Origin of the sequence: Bradyrhizobium sp. (genome assembly GCF_017881085.1) — a bacterium.
In the GTDB taxonomy this organism is placed as follows: domain Bacteria; phylum Pseudomonadota; class Alphaproteobacteria; order Rhizobiales; family Xanthobacteraceae; genus Bradyrhizobium.
This window is the reverse complement of record NZ_JADGRI010000312.1, coordinates 1-6,220: the sequence shown is the minus strand read 5'-3', so window position 1 is coordinate 6,220 and position 6,220 is coordinate 1. Positions and strand designations below refer to the sequence as shown.

The 6,220-nt window shown below is 63.5% G+C and carries 7 protein-coding genes; 6 read left to right on the top strand and 1 reads right to left on the bottom strand.

The genetic code is table 11. From position 1 onward, the window contains the following. Positions 1 to 16: 16 nt before the first annotated feature. The 3 genes from rpsR to rplI all read left to right on the top strand — a co-directional run bounded on the left by rpsR (position 17) and on the right by rplI (position 2,017). Positions 17 to 256, top strand: a complete 240-nt coding sequence (rpsR, locus tag QZ213_RS23005) for a 30S ribosomal protein S18 (RefSeq protein ID WP_002711478.1) — start codon at positions 17 to 19, stop codon at positions 254 to 256. 131 nt (positions 257 to 387) lie between these two features. Continuing rightward, on the top strand, positions 388 to 1,362 hold the full coding sequence (locus tag QZ213_RS23000) for a hypothetical protein (protein ID WP_291688383.1): 975 nt from the start codon (positions 388 to 390) through the stop codon (positions 1,360 to 1,362). Positions 1,363 to 1,417: 55 nt separating this feature from the next. After that, a complete protein-coding gene (gene rplI / locus QZ213_RS22995) occupies positions 1,418 to 2,017 on the top strand; it encodes a 50S ribosomal protein L9 (RefSeq protein WP_291688382.1) in 600 nt (199 codons plus the stop codon). A 212-nt stretch (positions 2,018 to 2,229) separates the two neighbouring features. On the opposite strand, the gene QZ213_RS22990 is transcribed toward rplI, so the two are convergent. Then, entirely contained in the window at positions 2,230 to 3,393 is a 1,164-nt protein-coding gene (locus tag QZ213_RS22990; protein WP_291688381.1) for a hypothetical protein, read from the bottom strand. 281 nt (positions 3,394 to 3,674) lie between these two features. On the opposite strand from QZ213_RS22990, the gene QZ213_RS22985 reads away from it, so the two are divergent. From QZ213_RS22985 to QZ213_RS22975, 3 genes are all read left to right on the top strand, one after another. Next, a complete protein-coding gene (locus QZ213_RS22985) occupies positions 3,675 to 4,919 on the top strand; it encodes a cyclopropane-fatty-acyl-phospholipid synthase family protein (RefSeq protein WP_291688380.1) in 1,245 nt (414 codons plus the stop codon). Between the two features lie 387 nt (positions 4,920 to 5,306). Beyond that, positions 5,307 to 5,429 (top strand): hypothetical protein, encoded by a 123-nt coding sequence (locus QZ213_RS22980; protein WP_291688379.1) that lies wholly within the window; start codon positions 5,307 to 5,309, stop codon positions 5,427 to 5,429. A 297-nt stretch (positions 5,430 to 5,726) separates the two neighbouring features. Further along, positions 5,727 to 6,220: DnaB-like helicase N-terminal domain-containing protein (locus tag QZ213_RS22975; RefSeq protein ID WP_291688378.1), on the top strand; the 494-nt coding region annotated here is incomplete at its 3' end.

Below are 6,220 nucleotides of genomic sequence, written 5' to 3'. Positions count from 1 at the left end.
TTGAGGAGTAAGAATCATGGCTGAAGCTGGTGCACGCCGTCCGTTTTTCCGCCGCCGCAAGACCTGCCCGTTCACGGGTCCGAATGCGCCGAAGATCGACTACAAGGATTCCAAGCTGCTGATGCGTTACGTCTCCGAGCGCGGCAAGATCGTGCCGAGCCGCATCACCGCCGTCTCCGCCAAGAAGCAGCGTGAACTCGCGCGCGCCATCAAGCGCTCGCGTTTCCTCGGTCTGCTGCCCTACGTCATTCGCTGACACGAATCCGCGATCCGCGGCGCTCGCGCCGCGGATCTCTGAATTTTCATAAGGCTTCCGGTTCGTCCGGTTGCCGATGGTTGGGGTTCCCGAGCGGAGCCTCTAACCGCTCGAAGGGAGCGGGACAGCTGATGATCGCGATCCTTCTCATTGCGCTTGCCGCCGGCGCCGCGTCGGCGCTGATGTTCGCCTCGATCATCTCGGGCGCGCTGATCTCGCTATTGCTGTTCTACCTGGCGCCGCTGCCGCTGATGGTGGCGGCAATGGGCTGGGGGCCGCTCAGCGCCAGCATCGGCGGCATCGCGGCAGCCACCGCCCTCGGCGCGATCTTCGGCCTTCCCTATTGCATCGCCTTCGTGATCATGGTCGCGCTGCCCGCCTGGTGGCTCGGGCATCTTGCCCTGCTCGGACGGCCGATTCCCGCTGGCGTCCCCTCGGGTAATGGCGCCTCGCCAGTTCCGGCTGACATGGAATGGTATCCGGTCGGGCGCATCTTGCTCTGGATATCAGCTTCTGTCGCGCTGACGACGATGGCCGCGCTGCTCACGCTCGGCACCGATGCCGCCGCCATTACCGACACGCTGCGACGGGGCTTGCTCCGGGTTCTGGACCTGACGGCTGCAGCGCCTACGGCCGAGACCGAACAATGGGTTGCCGCACTGGTGGTGATGGCCCCGTCGGCCGCCGCGGTCGTCGAGATGACGACACTGACGCTCAGCCTCGGGCTCGCGGCACGAATCACGGCGACCTCGGGACGGCTGCATCGTCCCTGGCCCGACCTGAAAAGCGTCGAACTGCCGCCGATGACGCTGGCGGCGCTGTGTGTCGCGGTCGCGTTCAGCTTCGCCGGCGGGATGCTTGCGCTGCTGGCGCAGATCGTCACTACGGCCCTGATGATGGCCTATGCGCTCACCGGCTTCGCGGTTCTGCATACGTTGACGCTGGCCTTGAAAAGCCGCGCGTTCCTGCTCGGCTGTACCTACGCCATCGTCATCATGTTTGTCTGGCCCGTGCTCCTGATGGCGGTCGTCGGGCTCGCGGATGCCACTTTCGGATTTCGCCAGCGTTACCTGCAACACAGGCCGCCGCCCCTGCCTACGTCCTGAACGCCGATCTTCAACCGAAACTTCAACCCACCACCACATTCGAAGGAGAACCAACATGGAAGTCATTTTGCTGGAGCGCGTCGCCAAGCTCGGCCAGATGGGCGAAGTCGTCCGCGTCAAGGACGGCTTTGCCCGCAACTTTCTCTTGAAGCGCGGCAAGGCGCTGCGCGCCACCGCGGACAATCGCTCCAAGTTCGATGGCATGAAGGCCGAACTCGAAGCGCGCAACCTCAAGGCCAAGGGCGAGGCGAGCAAGGTCGCCGAGAAGATCGACGGCCGCAACGTCGTGGTGCTGCGTCAGGCTTCCGAGACCGGTCAGCTGTTCGGCTCGGTGACGGTTCGCGACATCATCGCGTCGTTTGAGGCCGACGGCGTCACCATCAGCCGCAGCCAGGTCATGCTGGACGCGCCGATCAAGACCATCGGCAAGCACACCATCGCGATTGCCGTGCATCCGGAAGTCGAGGTCGGCGTCTCCGTGACGGTGGCGCGCAGCGCCGACGAGGCCGAACGCATCAATCGCGGCGAGGACATCTCGACCCGTCGGGAAGACCAGGACGCCGCCGCCGAAGCGCTGGCCGCCGCCGGCGAATTTTTCGACCCCGAAGCCCGCCGCGACGAGGAGCCCGAGGGCGAAGCCGCTTCGGAAAAGTAAGGCCGCGCCTTTCGGGTCTGGCTCAAACGAAATGCCCAAGTCCGGCCGTCAGGCCGGACTTGGGATTGTTGCCGGTGGCTGCTGGAGCATCCTGTTCAACGCCAATGCGGTCGCGGCGTGTTTTCGGCCGGCCAGTTCCGTCCTCAAAACGAAGCAATGGAACAAGCCGCCATTGAAGGCCGGATCGCCGGACTGGCGTTCACGCGTAGAATCTATTGGGAGATCGGCGGTGCGGGCGGTCCTGCCGGGGCAACAGGCGGCACCGAGACCGGCGGCGCAGGCTGCGGCGCGGACGGTCCGGCAGACGGCTCCGCCGTGCCGCTGGTAACGGCCGCGGAGACCGCGGGGGAAGCCGCCGGCGGCGCGGGGGTGACGGGGGGTACAGGATCGGCCCGCAGCGTGGGGGGCGCGCTGCTGCCCGTCTCTTTCGGCGCTTCGATCTTGGTGGATTCGGATTTGGCCTCGGCGGGCGGCTTGGCGCCCTCAGGCTTGGTGCCCTCAGGCTTGCCGCTCTCGACCTTTGCGGTATCGCCCTTGCCAGCTTCGGTCTTGCCGGTTTCGGTCTTGCCGGTTTCGGTCTTGCCAGTTTCGGTCTTGCCAGTTTCGTTTTTGGGCGTCTCTTCCTTTGCCGCCTCGCCCTTTGCGGACTCTTCCTTGCCAGACTCGGTCTTGCCGGGTTCGGTCTTGGGGGATTCGGTCTTGGGCGATTCGGTCTTGGCAGATTCGGATTTGGGCGGCTCTTCGCCCCCGCGCTTGCCCCACTTGCTCAGTTTCCGCTTGGCCGACAATTTGCGGCCATCAGGGCCGCGCTCGCTGGCCGCCTGATCCGGCGCCTGCCCCTCCGCAGCGGGGGGTGTCTCGCCCGGCCGCGCCAGGCGCTTGGCGTTGCGGCCGCGGCGTGCGGGCTCAAGTCCGTCGGCATCCGGCTTTGCGTCCGGCTTGGCGGCCTCCTTCGGCTCGTCCTCGGGCTTGGCAGCCTCCTGCGCCGGCGCGAGGCGCAGCCTGCGGCCAAACCGGTCGAGTTGTTCGGACAATCCACCGGGCTTGGGTTCCGATTTTTCATCCTTGCCCGATTTGCCCTGATTCCCGACATAGCGGGTATCGGTCGCCCCGTTGGAGACAAGGAAGGCGGCCAGCAGCGAAGCCATCTCGGGACTGGTCGTGTAATGCTGCTTCAGAAAACCCGGGAGCGAGCCCGCGGGCACGGTCTTCAACAGACCGCGCGGGCCTTTGTGGCAGGCCGTGCACGTTCCGGCGAAGATCTGGGAGGGGCTTTTGCCGGCCTCGAGATTTTGCGTCTGCGCCGGCGCCGGGTCCGCCGCGAAACAGCCGATCAGAAGCGTCACCGTCGCTAAACTGAGCGCTCGGCTCAACATTCCCTATTTCTCCAGATGTGGAAATCGCTTCCAGCGTCCCCAGATCGGGCACCGGCGGCGGTCACCTTTTAGCCGATTATCCCATGAATGGAAGCGCGCTTATGACGCAACTGCGTGAATGTGCCATTTCCGAATATCCGCTTTGTGTACAACGCACTAGCGCGCGCGTTCCGTCATCCCTATGATCAATGGGTGGCATAGCGGACCATTCGGTCCGAAATGCGTCGAGTTTGACGGCCGGTGCGTTAGCCTCGTTGGGATCGCTCAGTTTGGTGGTTTCGATGGACCGTTTGTTGCGCTATTTCCTGCAGCAGTTCATTCGCCGCGGCGCAATGAACTTCACCACTGCGAGTGGGACAATATTCAGCTGCGGCGATGGAACCGGCGAGCCGGTGTCCGTGCGATTTCTGACCAACGAGGCCGAACGGAGGGTCCTTCTCAACCCCGAACTTGCGCTCGGCGAAGTCTTCATGGAAGGCACCTTCGTCGTCGAGCAGGGCACGATTGCGGATGCGCTGGCGATCCTGATGGATCAGCCCGACATCGTGCCGCGCTGGGCCAGACTGCAGTGGTGGCTGCGCTATCTGGTCAGGCATCTCAGGCAGTTCAATCTGCGGAGCCGCTCGAAAGATAACGTGGCGCACCACTACGATCTCGACGGCCGGCTGTATTCCCTCTTCCTCGATGCCGACAAGCAATACAGCTGCGCCTATTTTGAAACACCGGACGCCAGCCTTGACGATGCCCAGCTCGCCAAAAAACGCCATCTCGCCGCGAAGCTGCTGATCGAGCGCGGCAATCGCGTGCTCGACATCGGTTGCGGCTGGGGCGGACTTAGCGTCTATCTGGCGGAGATGACCGGCGCCAACGTCACCGGTATCACGCTATCGACCGAACAGTTGCAGGTGGCGAACGCGCGCTCGGCCGAGAAAAATCTGACCGCGAAATTCTTCCTCGAGGACTATCGCGATGTGACCGGGCCGTTCGATCGCATCGTGTCGGTGGGCATGTTCGAGCACGTCGGCGTCGACTTCTACGAAACCTATTTCCGGCGGTGCGCCGAGCTTCTCACCGACGATGGCGTGATGGTGCTGCACTCGATCGGCCGATCCGAGGGCCCCGACGCCACCAATCCCTGGATTACGAAGTATATCTTTCCGGGCGGCTACATCCCGGCGCTTTCCGAGGTGATGCCCGCGATCGAGCGCGCAGGCCTCCTGGTCTGCGACGTTGAAATCCTGCGGCTGCATTACGCCGAAACCCTCAAAGCCTGGCGTCAGCGCTTCATGGCCCGGCGCGAGGAAGCGGTGCAGTTTTATGACGAGCGTTTTGCGCGGATGTGGGAGTTCTATCTCGCCTGCTCCGAGATGTCGTTCCGCAAGCAGAATATGATGAACTTCCAGATCCAGCTCACCAAACGCCAGGGCGTGGTGCCGATGACGCGCGATTACATCACCCGCGAAGAAGCAAGACTGCGCATCATCGAGCGCGGCCAGCGGCCACGGCTGCAGATCGCCGGGGAATAGGCCGCGCGGATGCTGGTTTCGCAGGCTGTAATTCGAGGCGCCCTAAGGATTAAGGCGAGGCCGGGCGCGCCAGCTGGGCGTGAAACGCGGTCATGACCTTTGGATCGCAAGGAATTTGTCGAATTTCCGGGCGCGACACGTTTTCCATGGCCTGCACGAGCATCGACAGCCACAATTTCGGGTCGTCGCTGGATCTCCAGGCCCCTGGTATGGAAGTGCTTGGTATCCAAGTCTGAAGCCGCTGGCCCATTGCCCGTCCCTGCCTAAACCGCGCCGGTACCAACCCGGAAGCCGGCGGTCCGTTCCTCACACCATGCCGCAAGAAAATGCGGCCATGTGTGAGGTGCTTCACAGAGGGTTCCGACGGCCTGTCCTAAAGCTACCGCCATGGCCCACAGAACCTACCCATCATCGTTCGACCCGAACGCCGGCCTCGGAACCGACTACGCCCTGATCGCCGGGAGCGTCGGAGCAGCCCTGATCGCGCTGATCTATCTCGTTCTGATCTGATCCAGCACAAGATCGCGGGCGCCCTGCCCTTGGGATGGGTATCCCCGGGCCGGCTAAGGTTCACTTCGCGCGGGTGTTTTCTTCCACTCTCGAATCCATTTTCTTGCATTTTCGAATGATGACGGCGCCGGCCGGTCGGGCAAAAACCCGTCAAGCGCCACAGCGCCACGGCGAGACGAATTCCCAACGCGCATTGTGTGAATCGTGCATAAGGCGTCACGGCGCTTCCGCTTGCCGCAGTACAGGCGCTTTATCGCCGCCCCGTATCCGCCCAAGTTCCACGAACACTCGAGCACCATGGCCCTACTTGATTCGAACGTATTAAAACTCGCTCCCGACGGCGGAACTCCGGCCTATCGCAGCGCACCGCACAATATCGAGGCGGAACAGGCGCTGCTCGGCGCGATTCTCGTCAACAACGACGCGTTCTACCGGGTATCAGACTTTCTGGAACCCAAGCACTTCTTCGAGCCGTTGCATCAGACGATCTACGAGACCGCGAGCAGCCTGATCCGGATGGGCAAGGTCGCCACCCCGGTCACGCTGAAGACCTTCCTGCCGGCCGAGACCGATATCGGCGGCATGACGGTCGGCCAATACCTCGCCCGCCTCGCCGCCGAAGCCACCACCATCATCAACGCCCAGGATTACGGCCGCACCGTTTACGACATGGCGCTGCGCCGCGATCTGATCGGTATCGGCGAGGACATGGTCAACGTCGCCTACGAGGCGCCGGTGGATTTCGCGCCGCGGGCCCAGATCGAGGATGCCGAACGAAAGCTGTACGAACT

What these genes read in the sequence shown, in the direction of transcription:
- rpsR (WP_002711478.1), top strand. Translation starts at nt 17, where the DNA reads ATGGCTGAAGCTGGTGCACGCCGTCCGTTTTTCCGCCGCCGCAAGACC.
- QZ213_RS23000 (WP_291688383.1), top strand. Translation starts at nt 388, where the DNA reads ATGATCGCGATCCTTCTCATTGCGCTTGCCGCCGGCGCCGCGTCGGCG.
- rplI (WP_291688382.1), top strand. Translation starts at nt 1,418, where the DNA reads ATGGAAGTCATTTTGCTGGAGCGCGTCGCCAAGCTCGGCCAGATGGGC.
- QZ213_RS22990 (WP_291688381.1), bottom strand. Translation starts at nt 3,393, where the DNA reads ATGTTGAGCCGAGCGCTCAGTTTAGCGACGGTGACGCTTCTGATCGGC.
- QZ213_RS22985 (WP_291688380.1), top strand. Translation starts at nt 3,675, where the DNA reads ATGGACCGTTTGTTGCGCTATTTCCTGCAGCAGTTCATTCGCCGCGGC.
- QZ213_RS22980 (WP_291688379.1), top strand. Translation starts at nt 5,307, where the DNA reads ATGGCCCACAGAACCTACCCATCATCGTTCGACCCGAACGCCGGCCTC.